This window comes from Acetobacter vaccinii (assembly GCF_008365315.1).
Taxonomy (GTDB): domain Bacteria; phylum Pseudomonadota; class Alphaproteobacteria; order Acetobacterales; family Acetobacteraceae; genus Acetobacter; species Acetobacter vaccinii.
Genome location: NZ_CP043506.1, coordinates 1,489,326 through 1,509,235 on the forward strand (window position 1 = coordinate 1,489,326; position 19,910 = coordinate 1,509,235).

A 19,910-nucleotide genomic window follows, 5' to 3' on the forward strand; every position below is an offset into this window, starting at 1 on the left:
GCTTGTCCCGTGGATATTTTCCAGCATTATATTGATGGCTGCTTCGAAGAGGCGTCCCAGACGTTCGACAGTATCGACCCTGCAACAGCCCAGCCTTGGGCACGCATGCCCCGGGCAGGCGCGCAGGATGTAGACCGTGCCGTGCGTGCGGCAGACCGTGCCTTGCGCGACCCGGCCTGGGCCGGGCTGAATGCAACACAGCGTGGCCGCCTGCTGTTCCGGCTGGCGGACCTGATCGAACGGGATGTCGCCCTTCTGGCGCAGCTTGAAACCCGTGATACTGGCAAGATCATTCGCGAAACAAGCTTCCAGTTACGCTATGTTGCAGAATACTATCGGTATTACGGCGGCCTTGCCGACAAGATTGAGGGCCGCTGTGTGCCGGTGGACAAGCCGGATATGGAAGCGTTTATCCATAACGAGCCCATAGGGGTTGTGGCGGCCATTGTGCCGTGGAACTCCCAGTTGTTTCTGTCCGCGGTCAAGCTGGCTCCGGCTCTTGCCGCAGGCTGCACAATCGTGCTCAAGGCGTCGGAGGAGGCACCAGCCCCCTTGCTGGCATTTGCCCGGCTGGTGCATGAGGCAGGCTTTCCCCCCGGTGTGCTGTCCATCCTGACCGGCTTTGGGGATGATTGCGGCCGCTGCCTGACCAGCCACCCGCTGGTCTCGCGCATTGCCTTTACCGGTGGCCCGGCCACAGCCCGGCACGTTGTCCGCAACAGTGCGGAAAATCTGGCGTCCCTGTCACTGGAGCTGGGGGGCAAATCCCCCATGCTGGTGTTTGGGGATGCCGACCTGGACAGCACGGTTAACGCCATTATGGCCGGTATCTTTGCGGCATCGGGGCAAAGCTGCGTGGCGGGCTCGCGCCTGCTTGTGCATAAGGATATTGCAGGCGAGCTGCTGTCCCGTCTGGCTGGTCGGGCTGGGCTGATCCGTATTGGTGCGCCTGACGACCTGACGACGGAAATGGGGCCACTGGCCACCAAGCGCCAGCTTGAGCATGTGGACGCTCTTGTCAAACGCAGTGTGGAGCAGGGGGCAGCCCTTGTTACGGGCGGTAAACCTGCGACCCAGGCGGGGGCTGGGTATTATTATGAGCCTACAATCCTGCTGTGTGAAAATGCCCAGACAGCCTGCCTGGAAGAAGAGTTTTTTGGCCCGGTTCTGAGCGTTCTGCTGTTTGAAGATGAAGCAGATGCAATCCAGAAAGCCAATGACAGCAAGTTTGGTCTGGCTGCGGGTGTGTTTACCCAGAATCTTGCGCGGGCACACCGCGTGGTCAAGGCGCTCCGGAGCGGCGTGGTTTGGGTTAACACCTACCGCGTAATTTCCCCCATGATGCCTTTTGGCGGCTATGGGCTGAGCGGGCTTGGGCGTGAAGGCGGCCGCGAGGCGATCGGGGACTACCTGCGCACCAAATCCGTCTGGATCCGCACGTCGGATGAACCAATTTCTGACCCGTTTGTTATGAGGTGATGGCATGATTTACGAAGTCAGAACATACCGCCTTCAGGTCGGTGCCATAGGGGAATACCTGCGCCTTGTCGGCACGGAAGGGATTGTGATCCAGCAGTCCTATCTGGGCCAGCTTGTGGGCTATTTCTCGTCGGAAATCGGCCCGTTGAACGAGATCACACATATCTGGGCCTATCGTGATCTTGAAGACAGGCGGCAGCGGCGGCAGGCGTTGCAGGCTGACCCGAAATGGGTGGCTTTCCTGCCGAAAATTCAGACACTCATCGTTGAAATGCAGAACAAGATTCTGCTGCCAACCGAATTCTCGCCTCTCCAGTAACAGGAAACTTAAGAGATGATCAGGAAGTTCGGAATTTTGGGCCTGATGGCTGGCGCGTGTCTTTCTCTTTCCGCTGCGCGGGCCGAGACGTCGCTTGTGTTTACAAGCTGGGGTGGCTCCACGGAAGATATGCAGGAAAAATACTGGCTGCTTCCGTTCACCAAGGAAAGCGGTGTGGCTGTTCAAAAGGACGGCCCGACCAACTACGGCAAGCTCAAGGCCATGATCGACACCGGTAATGTGACCTGGGACGTGGTGGATGTTGAGGCCGATTTTGCCGCCAAAGCCGCAAATGACGGACTTTTGGAGCCTGTAGGCGTGGATAACCTGCAAAAGGTTGACCCGCGCTTTCGTAACAAGTTTTACGTTGGCAGCTTCTACTTTTCCTTCGTGCTGGGGTACAAGGGTGCGACAGCCGCACACCCGAAAGACTGGCAGGAATTTTTTGATACTCAGAAGTTCCCCGGCAAGCGTGCGCTGTACAAATGGCCCAGCCCCGGTGTGATCGAAATGGCGCTGCTGGCCGATGGCGTGCCCGCCGACAAGCTGTATCCGCTTGATCTGGACCGGGCTTTCCGCAAGCTGGACACCATTAAATCCTCCATCCGCTGGTGGTCGTCGGGCGCGCAGTCGCAGCAGATGCTGGCATCGGGCAGTGTCAAATACGGCATGTTCTGGAATGGCCGCGTGCAGGCACTACAGGATGGCGGCGCTGATGTGGGCATGTCCTGGACACAGAACATCACCATGGCTGACATGCTGGTTATCCCCCGTGGGTCGCACCATGTTGCGGAAGCGCAGAAGCTGATTGCCTTTGCAACTGGCGCCAAGCCGCAGGCCGAGTTTGCCCGCAGCACCGGCTATGCCCCGGTCAACATGGACAGTATTGCCCTGTTGTCCCCGGCAGAGCGTGAAAAACTGCCTCAGGCCCATACTGAAGGCCACGTGGACCCTGACATTGCCTACTGGGCCGCGCACCGCGACGAAATCGCGAAGCGCTGGTACGAATGGCAGGCCCGCTAACACACGATTGAGGACACAGGCATGCAGCGCTCAGCAGGCGGCATTGTGCTCCCAGGACTGGGATTTCTAGCCGTATTTTTCTTTTTCCCTGTTCTGGTCATTCTGTTCAAGAGCATCCACGGACCGCATTTTACACTCAGCCACTACGAGTTCATCGTAGGGAGTTCTGTCTATCGGGGTGTGTTTCTCAACACCTTTGAACTGGCTGGGGTGGTCACGGCTGTCTCGCTTGCTGTGGGGCTACCGGTGGCCTGGTATCTTGCGGTAGGGCCACGCCGGTGGTGCGAGGTTGTCTCCATGGTCATGGTTTTGTCCATGTGGACCAACCTTCTGGCACGCACCTATGCGTGGGTGGTGCTGTTGCAGGACAACGGCCCCGTCAACAAGGCGTTGATGGCGCTGGGTGCCATAACAGACCCCCTGCCGATGATGAACTCGCTTTTTGCCGTCACCATAGGCATGACCTACATCATGGTGCCGTTTGTGGTTATTCCGCTGCGTAATCGCATTGCGTCGCTGGACCCTGCGGTGTTTCAGGCGGCGGAAATATGCGGTGCGGGCAGGGCGGTTATTTTCTGCCGCGTGTTCCTGCCTGCCATTGCAACAACCTTTGCCATGACCGGGGTTACGGTTTTTGTCATGTCCCTTGGGTACTACATTACGCCAACCCTGTTGGGCAGTGAGTCCTCCATGGTGCTGGCTGAACTGATTGCCCAGTTGGTGCAGTCGCAGCTGGACTGGGGTGCGGCGGGTGCGGCGGCGTTCCTGCTGCTGGTCATGACTGTAATCCTTTACTTTGTGCAGCAGACCGTGCTTGCCAAAAAATCCGCGACAGGCCGCTAAGGGGGAAAGCCGATGTTACTGTCATTGTCACGGCTGGGCTGGATCAGGCCCCTTCTTACGGCGTCGTCCGTTGCGATTGTCGTGTTTCTGCTGTGCCCGCTGGTGCTGCTGATGGTGCTGTCTTTTGGCAGCTCCCAGTGGTTTGAGTTCCCACCGCACTCCTTCACATTCCGTTGGTATCAGTCGATTATTGCCAATCCGGAATGGATGCAGTCACTGGCCACCAGTCTGGAGGTCGGGTGCGTGGTGGCCCTGCTGTCCGTGCTGCTGGGCACGCTCAGCGCCTTTGGCATCATGCGTTGCCCGGCACGCATCAGGGGTAGCCTTGAAACGGTTTTCCTGCTGCCCATGATCTTTCCGGTCGTGGTGACGGCTGTCAGTGTCTATCTGTTTTTCTCCACCACGCATCTGAACGGCACATTCGTAGGGTTTGTAATCGGCCATCTGGTCATTGCCTTGCCTTTTGCCGTGTCGGCGGTGCTGAACGGCCTGAAGGAGCTTGATGGCGCGGTGGAGGATGCCGCCGTGCTGTGTGGGGCATCACGCTTGCAGGCCGCCTTTAGGGTAACACTGCCTGCCTTGAAGTCCTCTTTGACCTCAGCAGCAGTTTTTTCATTCCTTGCGTCATGGGACGATGTGGTGGTGGCCATTTTCATGTCCAGCCCCAGCCTTCAGACAATCCCTGTAAAAATATGGGGCAATCTGCAGCAGGATCTGTCCCCCGATATCGCGGCGGTTTCCACGTTTCTTATTGTTTCCAGCGGAATTGTCATTTTCTGTATGAACAGGGTCCAGGGAGGGGCTGAAGAGTGAACGCTTTCATAAGCATCCAGGGTATCCGTAAGGATTATGGGGGCAATGTAGCCGTCAGCGACGTTACCCTTGATATCCAGAAGGGAGAGTTCGTCTCGTTCCTTGGGCCATCGGGTTCGGGCAAGAGCACCACGTTGTATGTCATGGCCGGTCTGGTTGACCCCGACCAGGGCGATGTGCAGGTCGAGGGCAAGAGCATTCTGCAAATGCCCTCCAACAAGCGCAATATTGGCATGGTGTTCCAGCGCTACACGCTTTTTCCCAACATGACTGTTGCCGAAAACATTGCGTTTCCGCTGACGGTCAGGAAGGTGAACAAGGCTGAAATTGCAGAACGCACGGCAGAAATGCTGCGCCTTGTGCGGATGGAGGCTCTGGCTGACCGTTACCCACAGCAGATGTCGGGTGGGCAGCAGCAGCGCGTGGCCATTGCGCGCGCCATGATCTACAACCCCAACATCCTGCTGATGGACGAACCCCTGTCCGCGCTGGACCGGAAACTGCGAGAAGAAATCCAGTCCGAAATCAAGCGCGTGCATGAGGAAACAGGCGTTACCATCCTGTATGTTACGCATGATCAAGAGGAAGCCTTGCGCCTGTCGGACAGGGTTGTCCTGTTCAATCAGGGTAAAGTGGAGCAGATAGGCACCTGCCGCGACCTTTACGAAAAGCCGGTCTCGCGTTTCTGTGCCGGGTTTTTTGGCAGTTCCAATATTCTGGAAACAACAGCCTGTGACCCGGACACCCGCAAAGTGCGCCTTGTCAGTGGTGAAGTGCTTGAAGATATAGGAATTTTCCAACAGCGCCATATTTTTGGTGAAGAACCAAGCCTGATGGTGCGGCCTGAGGATATGAGCTTCAGTCGGGAAAAATCAGCCAATGTTATTGCAGGTACGGTGCTTGATATCACCTTCCTGGGGGCTTTGCTGATGTGCTCCATCCAGTTGCGCAGTGGCGAGTGCGTGAAAATGCAGCTGCCCCGCGTGTTTGAAGATAGCGTGCCCGCTCTGGGCTCGGAAGTTTTTGTTAAAATAAATACAAATAATTCTGTCGCTTTTTACTAGAGAATCGGAATCACTTTATGCAATAATACTGTGTCTTCATAAATGTAAGGGGCACAGTCTTGCGTAAGGTATTGTCTGCTCTGTGCGCTTTTGGCGCTATTTGTTACGCTAACGAAACTATGGCCGAAGTGACCTTTGTTTCGACCAAACGACTGTCTCTTCAGGGCTCACTCGATATTGGGGGAGATTTCTTCGCGCTTCCCCATAGCAACTTTGGTGCAGGGTCTTATGCCAAATTGCCGAGTGGGGATTACAAAAGGCATGGTGACGTCAGCTATAGTGAGTTCTTTGGTAAACCTGCGGTCACCGGCCGTTGGGATACGCCATGGGGCTTTTCTGTCATAGGTAAAGCATCGGCTGTTGGCAGTGGCACAGTCGGTGATGGGGATGCCATGAGCATTTCCCAGACAGCAGGCGGCCCCAGCGCAGTCACCTGGGAAGAGGGGTACCTGGGTGTTGTGGTGCCTTTCAAACTTCTGCACACCAAACAGACATTGACTGTGCAGGGCGGGCGCCAGGCTTTTACTATTGATGATGGTTTTCTTGTCGGTAAAGGCGGTTACAGTACGACAGGCACTGGTGCCTGGTGGTATGCGCCCCGTTATGCTTTTGCTGGCCCCGGCACGATCAAGATTGAAGGGGAAAATACGCGCGCTGATATCTTTATGTTGGAAAACAGCACCAACAATCAGCGGGCACAGGGAAACGACCGTCCGCGGACAAAATTTGTAGGGTTTGACTTTAGCTGGTTTATCAACACCAAAGGCGGAAACGGCGGCAAGAACTATTTTGACCGTAAAGCCTATGTCACGCTGACCTATTTCCACGTGCTGGATGCCGACGTTTCAAGCACCTATGACTATGCAGTCAGGGCGGACCGGCGCGGTATGAATGTGACATCGCTAAGCTGGGGCGGTAATGTTCTTCCGGTAAAAGCGTTGAATATGGAAAATGATTTCACGTTCTATGGCAACTTTGTATCGGAGCAGAACAGCCACGCGGGGAATGGTTATACAGGCGTGCAGGCATTTGGTATGTATTTCGAGCCTGGATATACATTTAGCAAACTGCCATGGAAACCCCATGTGTTTTATCGGTATACCCGCTATGGTGGCGCCAAGAACACAACGGATAAGGTCAAGAGAAACTACGACCCGTTCTTTCTGTATGATGGCAAGCGCTATGTTTACGGTGGTTACTGGCCGGGTGAAATCGTGGGTATGTATCTGGCCCCGCTTTCCGACCTTGAGATCCACCAGTTTGACGTAACGGCAACGCCTCCAATTCATCTTTTCAAGAGGAAAGATGAAGTGAAATTAGGTGTGCACTATTACGACCTGTCCCTGATCCATGTTGAGGGCATGTGGCTGCCCAAAGGCACGGGGCGGCATATCTCGCGTGAAGTCGATCTGACTGTGGAATACAATATGGACGACACGACATCCTTTGCGTTGGGGGGTGGTGTGGCATTTGCTGGGCCTGCCGGTCGCTCTCTTGCTGCTGCAAGTATTCCCACAGGGTATCAGTTGCATAACCTTGGGGAACATGCCGGAGTATTTGAAGGGTATTTCTACAAGCACTTCTGATTATCAGTTTTATTGCCTTTCCAAAGGCGCGCATGGTCCTGACAGGTCCTGCGCGCCTTTTTTTATGGTCCGGTGTGTTCTGGTGCGGGGCTGCTTATGGCTGCGGGATTCATCGTCATAACCGATGGGTTTGTGGGTATCAGGCATGCTTGCGCCAAAAACGCTCAGAAACACCAGTATCACGCGCTTTTGAAGGCCGGATGGTGGCGTGGATAGTGCCGATTCTAGGTATCGGTTTTTCCGATTGATGGCATGGGTATTATCTATTGGTTTGATCCCGAAACATGTGTCAGTGTTTTGACAACAGTGGAAACAAGCGGGTTTCCCCCCGTCTCTGGCGTTAAGGAGCCGATAAAATGTTCACAAAAATGCTGATAGGGCAGGGGTTTGTTGAGGGGCAGGGTGAAGCCGAAGTGCTTTACGCCCCCGCAACCGGTGACGTTATCATGGACCTGCCCGAGGCATCGCCCGCACAGGTTAATGCAGCGGTGGCGGCTGCAACTGCGGCATTTCCCGCCTGGGCGCTGACCCCACCGGCAGAGCGTTCGGCCCGCCTGCTGCGGGTGGCTGACGGGATCGAGCGTGAGGCCGAAACCCTGGCAAGGGTTGAATCCCTGAATACCGGCAAGCCCTATCATCTGGTGCTGGCGGACGAAATTCCCGCAGTGGCGGATTGTTTCCGCTATTTTGCCTCGGCAGCGCGCAACCTGCACGGGCCTGTCGCGGGGGAATATATGGCCGGGCATACCTCCATGCTGCGGCGTGACCCCGTGGGTGTTGTGGCCGGTATTGCCCCGTGGAACTACCCGCTGATGATGGCGGCCTGGAAGCTCGGCCCCGCACTGGCCGCAGGCAATACCTGCGTGATCAAACCGTCGGAAAACACGCCGCTGAGCCTGCTGCATCTGGGCGGTATTCTGGGGGATTGCCTGCCTGCCGGTGTTGTCAACATTGTGCTGGGTCGCGGCATGTCGGTTGGCCAGCAACTGCTTGACCACCCCGATATTGCCATGGTCTCGCTGACGGGTGATATTGCAACAGGCCGCAAGGTTATTGCTGCCGCCGCACGGTCAGTCAAACGCACTCATCTGGAACTGGGCGGGAAAGCCCCTGTTATTGTCTATGATGATGCGGACATTGATGCTGTTGTACAGGGTGTGCGTAACTTTGGCTATTACAATGCGGGGCAGGACTGCACGGCAGCCTGCCGTGTTTATGCGCATGAGAAAATTTACGACCGCCTTGTGGCAGACCTGACGAGTGCTGTCTCCAGCATTCGTTTTGCACAGGCGGAGGATGCGGTTAACGAAATGCCGCCCCTCATTTCCGCCCGCCAGCGTTCCCGCGTGGCAGCGTTTGTCGAGCGTGCGGCCGAACTGCCGCATATCGACATTACAACGGGCGGAAAAATGCATGATGGAAAAGGGTTTTTCTACGAACCCACTGTCATAGCCGGTGCTCTTGCGAGTGACGAGATCGTGCAGCGCGAAGTATTTGGCCCGGTTGTGTCAGTCACGCGGTGTGCGGATATGGATGCGGTTATTCAGGACGTTAATGCCTCGGCCTATGGTCTGGCATCCTCTGTCTGGACCGGCAGCATGCAGCGCGGCATGGAGGCCGCAGCCCGCCTGCGTTATGGCTGCACCTGGGTCAACACCCATTTCATGCTGGTCAATGAAATGCCGCACGGCGGGTTCCGCCAGTCTGGCTACGGCAAGGACCTCAGCCTTGGCGCGGTGGAGGACTATACCGTTGCCCGCCATGTCATGGTGAAGTGGGGGTAAGGCGTCTGATGGTCGAAGTTTCTGCACAGGCTGGTCTAGCCGTCGAGTTGGTCGGGCTGACCAAATCCTACGGGCACGGTAAGCCGGTGCTCAAGGGGATTGACCTGGAGATCAGGCAGGGGGAGTTTTTTACTCTTCTGGGCCCATCAGGGTCAGGCAAGACAACAACCCTGCGGCTGATTGGTGGGTTTGAACTGCCCGATGCCGGAACAATCATGCTGGGCGGGCAGACAGTAACGCGCCTGCTGCCGTATCAGCGTGATGTCAACACCATGTTTCAGGACTATGCGCTGTTCCCGCACATGAGCCTGCTGGACAACGTGGCCTATGGCATGCGTATGCGCGGCGTGGGCGTTGCCGAACGCCGGGCGCGGGCCCTCAAGGCGCTGGAAATGGTGCATCTGCACGCAGTCATGGACCGGCGGCCAGCCCAGCTTTCAGGCGGGCAGCGCCAGCGTGTGGCGCTGGCGCGTGCACTGGTCAACCAGCCATCCCTGATCCTGCTGGACGAACCCCTGGGGGCATTGGACCTCAAACTCCGGCGGGAAATGCAGGTTGAACTCAAGCGTATTCAGAAACAGACAGGAATCACCTTTGTCTATGTCACGCATGATCAGGAAGAAGCCCTGAGCATGAGCGACAGGATTGCGGTGTTTTCTGAAGGTGTGATCGAGCAGATCGGCACACCGGCGGACCTGTATGAGCGGCCTGTCAGCACGTTTGTGGCGCGGTTTATCGGGTCTTCCAACATCCGTCATGAAGCGGGGTACGAGGTGCTGCTGCGGCCGGAGGATATCCGGCTGGAAGCACAGGGCTACGTTCCCGCCCCTGATGAAGTCGGCCTTGCTGGCACCATTGGGGAGGTATCCTACCTTGGTCCCGTCACGCGCTGCCGTGTTGTGACCGAAGGGGGGGAGGACGTGCAGGCAATTCTGCCCTCACGTCTGGCGCGCGGTCTGCGCGAAAACATGGCCGTTGTGGCCGTCTGGTCCCGTACGGCGGCCTATACTCTGCCCCACGGGGCAGGGCGGGCGTCCGGGCCGGTCTGACTGTTCGCATGGGATACAAGAGGATGAGCATGAAGGGTTTTGGAACACTGCTTCTGGCAGGCTGTTGCACGTTTCTGGCCTCGGGGGCCCGGGCGGCGGATCTTCCGGCATCCATTGGCAAGGGTGAAGGCGACCTGAACGTGGTTGCATGGGAAGGCTACGCGGATGATGCGTGGGTCAAGCCGTTTGAAGCCACAACAGGCTGCAAGGTGCACCGCAAATACGTTGGCTCGTCGGACGAAATGGTGGCCCTCACCCGCATGGGGGGCGGCAAGGGGTTTGACGTTGTCTCAGCCTCGGGTGACGCTGCACTGCGGCTTATCTTTGGCAAGAATGTCCAGCCGGTGAATGTCAGCCTTATTCCCGCCTATGCTGACATCATGCCCGAACTCAAGGAGCCTGCGTTCAACACCGTCAAGGGTGTGCATTACGGCGTTTCCTACGAGTGGGGGCCCAATGTGCTGATGTGGAACAGCAAGGCCATTACCCCGGCCCCCACAAGCTGGTCTGTCATTTACGACAAGGCCCATGCCGGGGTGATTACGGTGCCCGACAACCCAGTGCAGATTGCCGATGCCGCCCTCTACCTGGCGCATATCAAGCCCGAGCTGCACATTACCGACCCTTATGAACTGACACAGGAGCAGATGGACGCCGTGGTGGCGCTGCTCAAGGCACAGCGGCCGCTGGTCAAGAAATACTGGGCACTGGCCTCGGACGAGGTAGATCTGTTCAAAAGTGGTGATGCCCAGGTGGGTGCTGCGTGGCCGTACCAGGCCAATACGCTGCGTGCGGCGGGTGTGCCGGTGCAGGATACCATCCCGGTGGAAGGGGCAACAGGCTGGGCTGATTCCTGGATGATCAGCGCACATGCGGAACACCCCAACTGCGCGTATCTGTGGATCAACAATGCCCTGACCCCCAAGGTGCAGGCCCAGCAGGCTCTGTCCTTTGGGGAAACACCGGCTAACACCAAAGCCTGTGCTGAAATGGATGCCCTGCAACCCGGAAGCTGCAAGCAGTACCATGCCGATGCCTCGGCGGCGTATTTTGCCAGCATCAAGTTCTGGAAAACCCCGGTCAAACAGTGTGGGAACGGGCAGAACTCCTGCCTTGACTATTCCGCCTGGCAGCGGGCCTGGCAGCAGGTCAAGCAGTGATGCGCGCGGGCCGAAAGCTTTTGGGGCATGTGGCCCTGCTGGTGCCGCCGTTTGGCTGGTTGACGGTGTTTTACCTCGGCAGCCTGTCAGTCCTGCTGCTTTCGGCCTTCTGGCAGGTTGATACGATGTCGGGCGAGATTGTCCATGACTGGACGCTGGAGAATTTCCGTATTCTCCTCTCGGATGCGACGTATCGGATCGTGGCGCAGAGAACGGCGGGCATCGCCGTTCTTGTCACCCTGACAGATATTGTTCTGGCATGGCCGCTGGCCTGGGTGATTGCCCGCAAGGTGGGGCGGCGGGCGCGGCTGGTCCTGCTGGTGCTGGTTGCGTTGCCGTTGTGGTCGAGCATGCTGGCACGCATTTATGCGTGGCGGCTTATTCTGGGGCACGATGGTGTGCTCAACTGGTTCTTGCGGGCGGCGGGCCTGCCCGAACAGTCCTTTGCATTTACCAATGTGGCCCTGTGGCTGGTGTTTTCCTACCTGTGGCTGCCGTTCATGCTCATGCCGCTGGTGGCCGCGCTGGAGCGTATTCCGGCATCCTTGCTGGATGCCGCGGGCGATCAGGGGGCAACACCTGCACAGGTTTTCCGCACGGTTATTCTACCCTTGGCGGTGCCGGGTATGGCGGCGGGGTCGGTCTTTACGTTCGCAGTCACATTGGGTGACTACGTGACCCCCATGCTGGTGGGCGGTGCCGGGTCCGAATTTATCGGCAATGTCGTGTATTCCAATGTTGGTGTGTCGGGAAATATCCCTTTTGCAGCGGCATTTTCCTTAATTCTTCTTATGGCGGTCGGCGCGTATATGCTGGTTGCCCGCCGGTTTGGAGCGTTTGACGGGGCATGAGCGAAACTGTACGCACCTGGGTGCTATGGGCTGCCGCCATGGCGGTTCTGGCTTTTCTGCTGCTGCCGTTGCTGGTGGTGCTGGTTTATGCGTTTGACGCGGCATCGGTACAGGTCTGGCCGATCCGGGCGTTCTCTCTCAAATGGTTTGCCGCCACCTGGGCGGATGAGGAAGTGCGCGGCGCTCTTACGGCCTCGCTGGAGGTGGCGGGGCTGGCAACACTCTTTGCCACCGTGCTGGGCACGCTGTCGGCTCTGGGCATGAATGGCCTGTCCCCCAGGGCCACGCAGGCGGGGTCGTTTTTGCTGACCCTGCCCATTGCCCTGCCCGGCGTGCTGACCGGGATTGCCATGAACAGCTTTTTCACCGCCTGTGGCATTCCCTTTACTCTGGTTACGCTGGTGATTGCGCATACGACGTTTTGCATGGTGATCATCCATAACAATGTCATCGCGCGGTTGCGGCGGCTGCCACCGTCCTTGGCGGAGGCCGCGCAGGATATGGGGGCCACCCCGTTACGCAGTTTTGGCACCATCACCCTGCCGCTGCTGGCCGGGTCCATTGTGTCGGGCATGCTGCTAGCCTTTGCCCTGTCGTTTGATGAGGTGATTGTCTCGACTTTCACGGCGGGGAGTGAGACAACATTGCCCTTGTGGATTTTCGGCGCAATCCGTCTGGGGCAGCATATGCCGGAGGTCAATGTGGTGGTGTTTGCGGTCATTGCCGTCACACTCGTGCCCATTATCATCGGGCAGAAACTGGCGGGGGATGTCTCCCGCGAACATTAGGGAAGACAGACTATGGCCCTGACCCTGCGGCAGTTGCGGTATTTTGCATCTGTAGCGGAGGAGGGGTCTATCTCCGGCGCGGCCATGGTGCTGCTGGTGTCGCAGTCCACCGTTACGGAAGCTCTGCGGGATCTGGAAGCCGAAATGGGTTTCCGCCTGTTCGACCGCCACGCCAGAGGTGTTATCCTGACCCGGCGTGGCCAGCAGTTTTTGCAACGTGTGCAGCGTATTTTAGAAGACGTAACCGCCGCCACCCGTATGAAGGACGAGGCGGAAGAATCCCTCGCCGGGGCGTTTGTGCTGGGGGTTACGCCCGTTGTGGCAGGGTATGTGCTGCCCGATATTCTCACCCGTTTCCGCCGCGCCTTCCCACGTGTGAAAGTCACGCTGGTGGAGGACCAGCCCGAATATCTGGACCACATGCTGGTGGGGGGCGAGCTTGATCTGGCCATCATGCTGCGGCTGGGTAATACCGTGCCCAATGCCTGTGGGTTCAGGGTCATGGGGGTATCGCCCCATTATGTCTGGCTATCGCATGGGCACCCCTTGGCCGAGCAGCAGCAGATCAGCCTGCGCAACCTGCAGACCGAACCCTATATTGCTTTGGCGTCAGACGTGCTGGAAAGCCGCATGGGGGCTGTGTGGGAGCGCCTGTCTTTTCGGCCGGAAACGGTTTTTCGCACAACATCGATCGAGGCGGTGCGTAGCCTTGTGGCCTCGGGCCATGGGGTGGCGGTGCTGCCACAACTGATCTATCGCCCCTGGTCGCTGGAAGGTGAGAAGATAGAACGCCGCCCCGTGCAGGAAGAGCTGCCCGCGGCGGATCTGCTGGTCATGTGGCGGCGTGGGCTGACTTTGGGTACGCCTGCCCAGTATTTCATGGATATGGCGCTCCAGCGCAGTAACCGGGCGGGTACAAGCCTTCAGGACGACTAGTGGCTTTTACTTTTTAAAGTATGACCTGGATTCAGGCAGATAGAGCGGCGGGGATGGTTCCCTTGCCACTTCGGTTACGTGTCGGCCCGGCATGAGCCTGCTATAAGGGCGTGCTGATGGAGCATGGGAAAAAACAATGCCGACAGAAAATATTATTGCCCACCGCGTTGAACTGGCCCGTAAGGGACGCTTCGCACAGGTTATTGGCAAAATGCCCTCAGGCTGGCTGGTCGTGGCGGATACGCAGCCTGTGCCGGGTTACTGCATTTTGCTGGCAGACCCCGTTGTGTCCAGCTTGAATGCGCTTGAAGGAGAGGCCCGCCAGCGCTATCTGGCCGATGTTGTGGCGGTGGGTGATGCCCTGCTGGCAGTCACGCAGGCCGAGCGGATCAATTACGAGACATGGTGCAATCTGGCCCCCAGCCTGCACACCCATATTGTACCCCGTTATGCGGATGAAGACGCTGCCCGCCGGGTGCAGCCCTTATGTGTCGGGTATGATATTGCCGCCGCACGGCCTTTTGACCCGCAGGCGGATGCCGCCTTTATGCAGAGCATGCGCGCAGCGTTGGGGATTGCCCCGGCAGAAGGAGAACACCAGGCATGACCGATACCACACCCACACTCTATGGCATCAAAGCATGTGACACCATGCGCAAGGCCCGACTCTGGCTGGCAGAGCATGGGGTTGATGTTGTTTTTCATGATTATAAAACCCAGGGCATTACAGCAGCGCGGCTGGAATCCTGGGTGGCGCAGGTCGGGTGGGAAAAACTGCTGAACCGGGCCGGAACCACATTCAGAAAGCTGTCCGACTCTGACAAGGACACTATAGATCAGGCAAAAGCGATTGCTCTGATGGTCCAGCATCCGTCGCTGATAAAGCGGCCGGTGCTTATCTATGCAGGTGGGATTTGTGTTGGCTTTAAGCCAGACATTTACGCGGCCCTGCCACTACAGGGCTGAGCTGTCATATAACGCAACCCCGCCGGGCTAAAGGCCCGGCGGGGGAGTGTCTTATTCCTGGTCCGGCGCTGCGGCGGAGTTCAGCTGGATATAGCGTTCGATACCGATCTGGCGGATCAGGTCGAACTGGCGGTCCAGGAAGTCTTCATGCTCTTCCTCGTTGGCCAGAATCTTCAGCAGCAGATCGCGGGAGACAAAGTCGCGCACGCTTTCGCAGTAGGCGATGCCTTCACGCAGGTCGGCCATGGCCTTTTCTTCCAGCTTTAGGTCGCATTCGAGAATTTCCTTCACGTCCTGGCCGATCAGGATCGTGTTCAGGCGCTGCACGTTGGGCAGGCCACCCAGGTACAGAATGCGCTCGATCAGCCAGTCGGCGTGGCGCATTTCCTCGATGGATTCTTCATATTCCTTCTTGCCCAGCTGGGTCACGCCCCAGTGGCGCAGGGTGCGGGCATGCAGGAAGTACTGGTTGATGGCTGTCAGCTCGTTGGTGAGCTGGAGGTTGAGATAGTCGATAACCTTGGGGTCTTTAACCATGGTCTTGTACCTTCCTGTCATAGGGTGCGTGTTGCACTATCTACTGTTTGTTGTGGGCTTATGCAAATAAAAAATTTTATTAAATCAGTATATTAAGAAGAATAATTCGCATTTGCGGATCAATGTTTCATTTACGCGTGATGTGTATTTGCGTGTTATTCCGAACTGGGGGGCAGTGGCAGGCCACGGCGGATGCTGGCGGAATAATCAGGGGCATCCGGCGTTGCCCCCTCGGGCCGCTGGATCAGGCTGCGGCGTTGCAGGTCTGCAAAAGGAATATGCGTGTCCAGCAGGCCCAGGTCATAGGCAAGGGCTGCGGTATGGCCACTTAGCAGCACGCGCCAGTCAAACCGCCAGTGCAACTGCACCCCTGCACGGGTGAGGATTTCGGTCGTGCAGTTGGTGGTCAGCGTATTGTACCAGCGTGGGTGGTCATGCAGGGTTTTTATGGCGTGCAGATAGTTCAGGAACAGCGCCTTGCGTGTCTTGGCAGACAGGTCAAGGTGGTAGACATACACACGTTCTTTGCGAATATCGGTGCGTACGCCAATCAGATCACGTTCGTCCGCCACAACGTAGAACAACTCGTAATGGTGGAAAAAACCGGCAATGGCGGAATAGGGAAAAGTCTTCTGCCGCCGCGTTTCAATGGAAACCGCAAGGTGGCGGCCATCAGCAAACCCGAAGCTGAGAAAGACATGGGCAATGGCCGGGCCAGACCAGTAGGAGGTGATCAGGTCAACCGAGGTCACATCATCCGTATTAAAGGCAGCGTTATAATACTGCGTTGTGTAATCGTCGGGTGTTTTGTAGCGGATATTGCGAATGTTCTCGATATACGCCGTATTGCCTTTAAAAATGACATTTGCAGGCACGGCGTATTCCGCCGCCCAGTCGCGGGTATTACGGGGCTGGTCGGTCAGATACCACGTCAGCCCGGCTGCGAGTAGGCAGCTTATGGCAATACGGCGCGGGGCTGCCGGGCGCACCAGCAGGCAAAGCAGCAGCAGGGCGGGAAACAGTATGGCCAACACACCGCGCAGCATGGGCGGTGTTAAGGTGGAGTACCAAAAGGCCGCTCCGCCATATAAGGCGATGGGCAGCAGCAGCCCCTGCAACAGCCAGCGCCCTATGCGGTGAGGGGGCGTAGCGGGGCGGGGCTGTAGGTTGCTCATCATGGCTGCGAAAGGGCGGGCGCTTGCAGGTACTGGCCACCCATGCGGGTAATGTCGGCCTTGTCGGTGTTGTCCTGCAAGGCGGTTGCGGAGTGAGTGGCGGCAAGCTGCTGGAGCAGAATACGCCTGACCTCGGCAATGGTGATCGGGTTTGCCTGGGTGGAATGGCCCGAGTGTCGGACTACCAGTTCCGACACGGTGCCGGGTAGATGGGCACTGCTGTACATGACAACGCCATCATCCGCTGTTTTGAGCGGGCCATCGCCCAGCACGGGAATAATGGAGTATGTGTGCACATCAGGCGCAATCGGGGTTGCCGCCAGCGCACGGATAAACGGGCTGTTGGGCGACATGCTGTAAACACTGCCCAGGCGGCGGGGCCCCATGTCGGTTTTAATGGTGTCACCATTGCCTTTGATGATCTGGCCCATGGCGTCGGTAATACTGAATGGCAGCGTGACCATCCCCCCGATCAGATGCGCGATGGAAAACCCGGCGACGTAACTGCCCTGGTGCGGTGTGGCGATAAAAACAACCGAGCGTATGTCCGGCATGGGGGTGGGGAACAGCGCGGCCTGAAGGAAAGCGCGCGTCCGTGCGGGCATGTGCAGGCTGGCCAACGGGTGATGGGACAGGCTGTTCCAAAGCCTGTCCTGCGGGTTGATGACCAGCATTCGGGCCAGCAGCCCCCCCTGACTATGGCCGACCAGCACGATCTGCCCCAGTGCCGGGTCGGCCTTGGGGCCACCCAGGTCTGTGATGGCCTTGTCCAGCGCCTTGCGGAGTTGCAGGGCGGAATAGGGAATGGGGTTGCCCGTGGCATAGGAAAAAAACCAGAACTCAAAATGCTCGGTTATTTCAGGGTCTTCCAGCAGGTCATTGACCATGTCGGCCCAGCGGCCGGGGCTGGAGGCCGTGCCGTGTATCAGCACGACAGGAATATGCCCCGGCTTGTGGGGTTCAATGCTGACAAGCTGTGCCTTGTGGGTGCCGTCAAAAAAACGACCGTCCAGAAAACCCTTGTATTCGCTTGACCAGTCCACATTCTGGTTCAGGCTGATGGCACGTGTGGCGGACTGGTCATACTGGAGGGGCGGGGTATTCTGCGCCTGTGTGCCGCTCTCGGCCCCATCCATGCTTTTAAGGATCAGGCGGCCCATAATCCGGTCTGACAGCACCTGCCTGCGCGGGTCGGGGATTTGCATGAACAGGCTGACGGGCACACGCAGTTTGTCAGAGACAGTCAGTAAGGTCTTGCTCTGGCCCGCCGTGTTCTGGGTGGGTTTTATGGCGACTGCGGCCAGTGGTTCGCCCATGCCCGGCTTGCTGTAAATATTTTTCAGCCCCGAGACAGACAGCCGCGCCGTGGGTTGGAAGTCTGTCAGAGTATAGCCGTGCCACAGGCGCTCGGTCGGGTCGGCTGACAGGTCCAGCGTGCCAATGGGCAGGGTCCAGCGTTGGCTCTGGGGGTCAACCGGGGTGCCCATGGCCTCTGTCAGGGCCAGCATGTAAATGTCGCAGGCCTGGCGGAAATGGGGGTTATAGGGGCTTGGCCGGTCTTGCGGTGGGGCGTCGGGTGTCAGGTAGGCGTAAGCATACAGGGCGGCCACCATAAAGCGGGCACGGTCACGTTGCCTGCGGCCCAGATCGTAGCTGAGTTCGGCCAGGGCAAAGAGCTGGTCGGGCAGGTTGGGGGTGCTAAACCCGGCCTGTGTACTGCTGCGCAGGCTGGCCAGCGCCAAGGCTGGGTCTTTACGCCAGAGTTTTTGCAGGTTCTGGCGTTCAAGCACAATGCGGGTGGTGGTGCTCAGGTGGTGCCCGTCCAGCGCGCTCTGGCTGCGTTCGCGGTAGGCGTCCTCAAGACCAAGGCGCTGGATGGTGACCGGGGGGGTGCAGCCTGCCAGTAAGATACAGGTCAACAGGCTGGCCAGCGCTCCGCCGCGCCGCACGGCAGCACCATAGGGGGGGGATGTGGTGGGGCGTGGGGGCAGGGGCGTATGGGGCATGGGGGTCAGACCGTCACTGGGCTTACGCGGTGGTTGATGACCTGGCCAATAATCAGCAGCGCCGGGCTTGATGCCTTTTGCTGTACAGCCAGATCAGGCAGTGTTTCCAGCGTGCCGGTGATCACCCGCTGGTCGGGGGTTGTGCCGCGTTCCACCAAAGCGGCGGGCCAGTCGGGTGGCAGACCGTGGGCGGTCAGCCTGGCGCAGATATGGGGCAGGGTGGACAGCCCCATGTAAATGACAACGGTCTGATTGTGCCGGGCTACGGCGTCCCAGTCCAGTGTGATGCTGCCATCGGCTTTGGCATGGCCGGTCATGAACAGGCAGGATTGTGCACAGTCGCGGTGTGTGAGCGGAATCCCCGCGTAGGAGGCACAGCCATTGGCAGCGGAAATGCCCGGCACAATGCGGAATGGCACGCCAGAGGCGGCCAGTGTTTCCATTTCCTCCCCGCCGCGCCCAAAAATAAAGGGGTCCCCCCCTTTCAGGCGGAGCACGCGTTGGCCCGCCTGAGCACGGCGCACCAGCTCGGCGTTAATGCCTTCCTGCGGCAGGGTGTGTTTGTTGCGGCTTTTGCCCACAAATATCCGCTCTGCATCACGGCGGACATAATCCAGAATGCCGGGGGCTACCAGATTGTCATACAGCACGGCATCAGCGTCCTGCATCAGGCGCAGGGCGGCAAGGGTCAGCAGGTCCGGGTCACCCGGTCCGGCCCCGACAAGCCAGACCTCGCCCCGCTGGGTGTGGTTGGCCAGCAGGCTGTCCAGCTCCTGCCGGGCCTGCTGGGTCTGCCCTTGGCGGGCCAGATGCCCGCCCATACCGTCCAGGAACCGTTCCCAGAGCTGGCGGCGCTCGGCAGGGTCGGGCAGTTTCTCACGCAGCCAGTGGCGCTGGGCCTGCATGAAGGCGGCCAGACGGCCAAGCCCCGCGGGCATGATTTCCTCTATACGTGCGCGCAGGCGGCGGGCCAGAACGGGGGCAGCCCCCCCGGTGGACACCGCAATCTGCACCGCCCCCCGGCTGACAATGGCGGGGGTGATGAAGCTGGAAATTTCAGGGTCATCCACCGCGCAGACAGGAATACCATGGTCCTGGCACAGCGTGGCCAGTGCGCTGTTCAGCCCCCGGTCGTCTGTTGCCAGATAGGCCAGACGGTAACGGGGGGCCAGCAGGGTTGCGGCATCTTCTGGCCGGGCATGGGTGGCTTTGTGCGTTATGGCACCTTCGTCCGCCAGTTGGCGCAGTTCTGCGCAGAGTGTGGCGGAGACAACATGCACCTGTGCCCCGGCCCCCAGCAGAAGCCGCACCTTGTTGGCCGCAACCTGCCCCCCGCCCACGACCAGGGCTGGCGCATCGGCCATGCGGAGCATAACAGGAAACCAGGCTGACGGATCGGATGATGGCTGCATGCCGCATGAGCAAGCAGGCTTTGCCCTCGGATGCAAGAGAGAATACGCGCTTTTCCCCGGTGGTGTGTCATGGATGCGGGCGTGCAACGCATGGTTTTTGCTCGCACTGGCGGGTGTGG

The 19,910-nt window shown here is 58.5% G+C and carries 19 protein-coding genes; 15 read left to right on the forward strand and 4 right to left on the reverse strand.

Annotated features, from left to right (window positions below; all coding sequences use genetic code 11):
• The first annotated feature begins 9 nt into the window (after positions 1 to 9).
• From FLP30_RS06655 to FLP30_RS06725, 15 genes are all read left to right on the forward strand, one after another.
• Positions 10 to 1,479 carry an aldehyde dehydrogenase gene (locus FLP30_RS06655; protein ID WP_149279115.1) on the forward strand — a complete coding sequence of 490 codons (1,470 nt, stop codon included), beginning with the start codon at positions 10 to 12 and terminating at the stop codon, positions 1,477 to 1,479.
• A 4-nt stretch (positions 1,480 to 1,483) separates the two neighbouring features.
• Positions 1,484 to 1,798, forward strand: a complete 315-nt coding sequence (locus tag FLP30_RS06660; RefSeq protein WP_149279116.1) for an NIPSNAP family protein — start codon at positions 1,484 to 1,486, stop codon at positions 1,796 to 1,798.
• 15 nt (positions 1,799 to 1,813) lie between these two features.
• On the forward strand, positions 1,814 to 2,821 hold the full coding sequence (locus FLP30_RS06665) for an ABC transporter substrate-binding protein (protein WP_149279117.1): 1,008 nt from the start codon (positions 1,814 to 1,816) through the stop codon (positions 2,819 to 2,821).
• A 21-nt stretch (positions 2,822 to 2,842) separates the two neighbouring features.
• The gene (locus FLP30_RS06670) at positions 2,843 to 3,664 is read left to right on the forward strand and encodes an ABC transporter permease (RefSeq protein WP_149279118.1); all 822 of its coding nucleotides are present in this window, start codon (positions 2,843 to 2,845) and stop codon (positions 3,662 to 3,664) included.
• A 12-nt stretch (positions 3,665 to 3,676) separates the two neighbouring features.
• A complete protein-coding gene (locus tag FLP30_RS06675) occupies positions 3,677 to 4,477 on the forward strand; it encodes an ABC transporter permease (RefSeq protein ID WP_149279119.1) in 801 nt (266 codons plus the stop codon).
• Entirely contained in the window at positions 4,474 to 5,541 is a 1,068-nt protein-coding gene (locus FLP30_RS06680; RefSeq protein ID WP_149279120.1) for an ABC transporter ATP-binding protein, read from the forward strand. Before FLP30_RS06675 ends, FLP30_RS06680 begins: the two co-directional genes overlap by 4 nt.
• 59 nt (positions 5,542 to 5,600) lie before the next feature.
• Complete coding sequence (locus FLP30_RS06685) at positions 5,601 to 7,127, forward strand: alginate export family protein (protein WP_149279121.1); 1,527 nt, start codon at positions 5,601 to 5,603, stop codon at positions 7,125 to 7,127.
• Between the two features lie 356 nt (positions 7,128 to 7,483).
• The gene (locus FLP30_RS06690; protein ID WP_149279122.1) at positions 7,484 to 8,911 is read left to right on the forward strand and encodes a gamma-aminobutyraldehyde dehydrogenase; all 1,428 of its coding nucleotides are present in this window, start codon (positions 7,484 to 7,486) and stop codon (positions 8,909 to 8,911) included.
• 8 nt (positions 8,912 to 8,919) lie between these two features.
• Positions 8,920 to 9,960 (forward strand): ABC transporter ATP-binding protein, encoded by a 1,041-nt coding sequence (locus FLP30_RS06695; RefSeq protein WP_149279123.1) that lies wholly within the window; start codon positions 8,920 to 8,922, stop codon positions 9,958 to 9,960.
• A gap of 29 nt (positions 9,961 to 9,989) precedes the next feature.
• Positions 9,990 to 11,120, forward strand: a complete 1,131-nt coding sequence (locus FLP30_RS06700) for an ABC transporter substrate-binding protein (protein ID WP_149279124.1) — start codon at positions 9,990 to 9,992, stop codon at positions 11,118 to 11,120.
• Entirely contained in the window at positions 11,120 to 11,971 is an 852-nt protein-coding gene (locus FLP30_RS06705) for an ABC transporter permease (RefSeq protein WP_149279125.1), read from the forward strand. Before FLP30_RS06700 ends, FLP30_RS06705 begins: the two co-directional genes overlap by 1 nt.
• Positions 11,968 to 12,759, forward strand: a complete 792-nt coding sequence (locus FLP30_RS06710; protein ID WP_149279126.1) for an ABC transporter permease — start codon at positions 11,968 to 11,970, stop codon at positions 12,757 to 12,759. Before FLP30_RS06705 ends, FLP30_RS06710 begins: the two co-directional genes overlap by 4 nt.
• 12 nt (positions 12,760 to 12,771) lie before the next feature.
• Positions 12,772 to 13,695, forward strand: a complete 924-nt coding sequence (locus FLP30_RS06715) for a LysR family transcriptional regulator (RefSeq protein WP_149279127.1) — start codon at positions 12,772 to 12,774, stop codon at positions 13,693 to 13,695.
• A gap of 136 nt (positions 13,696 to 13,831) precedes the next feature.
• Positions 13,832 to 14,302, forward strand: coding sequence for an HIT family protein (locus FLP30_RS06720; RefSeq protein WP_149279128.1), 471 nt, complete (start codon positions 13,832 to 13,834; stop codon positions 14,300 to 14,302).
• Positions 14,299 to 14,661 carry an ArsC family reductase gene (locus FLP30_RS06725; protein WP_149279129.1) on the forward strand — a complete coding sequence of 121 codons (363 nt, stop codon included), beginning with the start codon at positions 14,299 to 14,301 and terminating at the stop codon, positions 14,659 to 14,661. The genes FLP30_RS06720 and FLP30_RS06725 overlap by 4 nt, the downstream gene beginning before the upstream one ends.
• 51 nt (positions 14,662 to 14,712) lie before the next feature.
• On the opposite strand, the gene bfr is transcribed toward FLP30_RS06725, so the two are convergent.
• The 4 genes from bfr to cysG all read right to left on the reverse strand — a co-directional run bounded on the left by bfr (position 14,713) and on the right by cysG (position 19,791).
• Complete coding sequence (gene bfr / locus FLP30_RS06730; RefSeq protein WP_149279130.1) at positions 14,713 to 15,198, reverse strand: bacterioferritin; 486 nt, start codon at positions 15,196 to 15,198, stop codon at positions 14,713 to 14,715.
• Between the two features lie 155 nt (positions 15,199 to 15,353).
• A complete protein-coding gene (locus tag FLP30_RS06735) occupies positions 15,354 to 16,373 on the reverse strand; it encodes an Lnb N-terminal periplasmic domain-containing protein (RefSeq protein WP_149280273.1) in 1,020 nt (339 codons plus the stop codon).
• Positions 16,373 to 18,379, reverse strand: coding sequence for an esterase/lipase family protein (locus tag FLP30_RS06740; RefSeq protein WP_149279131.1), 2,007 nt, complete (start codon positions 18,377 to 18,379; stop codon positions 16,373 to 16,375). Before FLP30_RS06740 ends, FLP30_RS06735 begins: the two co-directional genes overlap by 1 nt.
• Positions 18,380 to 18,384: 5 nt before the next feature.
• Complete coding sequence (cysG, locus tag FLP30_RS06745) at positions 18,385 to 19,791, reverse strand: siroheme synthase CysG (protein ID WP_149279132.1); 1,407 nt, start codon at positions 19,789 to 19,791, stop codon at positions 18,385 to 18,387.
• Between the last annotated feature and the right edge of the window lie 119 nt (positions 19,792 to 19,910).